General features: G+C 54.7%; 1 protein-coding gene. It reads right to left on the reverse strand.

All coding sequences use genetic code 11. The features are described from left to right. A partial coding sequence (locus tag HMPREF2757_RS00020; protein ID WP_141750107.1) for an alpha/beta hydrolase occupies nucleotides 1-1,085 on the reverse strand: 1,085 nt, incomplete at both ends.

Raw genomic sequence — 1,085 nt, forward strand, 5'->3', positions numbered from 1 at the left:
CTCACCAAACTCACCATCACGCGGCACACGACCCCTATTGAAGAAAGCGTTGACCGTGGTGTTGACACACTCGACCCCACCATAGGCGCCGTGGGCAACCCCGGCTACGCTCAGCAGTGAACCGTCAATCATCTCGGCGACCTTCGGACCATTGCCATACGGCGTCGCAGGGTCGTGAGTCGTCGAAATCACCAGAATATTCGGCACCTTCGACAGCTTCTGCGGCTTCGGCAACGTGCCCTTGAACTTCCAGAAGTCACACACGTCATAGCTGCCTGCCGAAACACTCGCCCGCTGGAACGGCGCAACAGCATCATACGCTTCGGCATATTTACGCGCCTGGGCAAGCTTCGCCGCATCCATCGGCTCATCCGCACCATTAGAATCCGTACACCGAATGTTCGTAAACGCAGCGGCCTTCTCGTCGTAGTGACCGTCTTCCAAGCCGTCATAAATGTCAGCGAGATACAAAAGCCTACCGGCGGACTTGCCTTCTTTGAGCTCATTCAGCGCATAGTTCAGGTCAGGCCAGAAATTGTCATCGTACAGCGCCCGTTTCACACCCTTGCGTCCAACCGAAAAGGTCACACGACGGTCACCGTCGTCCGGTCCGCCGAGCATCCCTTTGCCGCCATCGGCTGTTTCAAGCTTCTGCAGAAGCTTGGCATTGTTCTCACTGAGCACCTTGACATCGTCACTATCACCCAAAGCACACGTAAAGGTTTTCTTTGCATTAGGAGTATTGCCCAAGTTTGGCCACAGGTCCTCGTAGGTTTTGCCTTTGCGCCCATTTTCAACGCAGTCCTTGGCGAACTCCTCAAAGGCATTCTGAAAACCAGCACCCTGATTAACGGCATTTTTCTGATCAAACGTCAGACCATCAAGGTCAGGTTTTCCGCTGGCTTTTCCTCCACCGGATACGGACGTTTCGGCCTTGTCTTTGCTGGCTTTGTCTGATCGGACAGGTGCTGCCGCCGGGTCTTCGAGATCTGCAAAGCGGTCTGAGCGTTCATTGACTTCCTTCAGAGCTTTGGCGTCCTCAGCATTACCTGGGTCGACAACACCGTCGAAGACCAGTTTGCCCA

The sequence above is a fragment of the Brevibacterium sp. HMSC063G07 genome, assembly GCF_001810665.1.
In the GTDB taxonomy this organism is placed as follows: domain Bacteria; phylum Actinomycetota; class Actinomycetes; order Actinomycetales; family Brevibacteriaceae; genus Brevibacterium.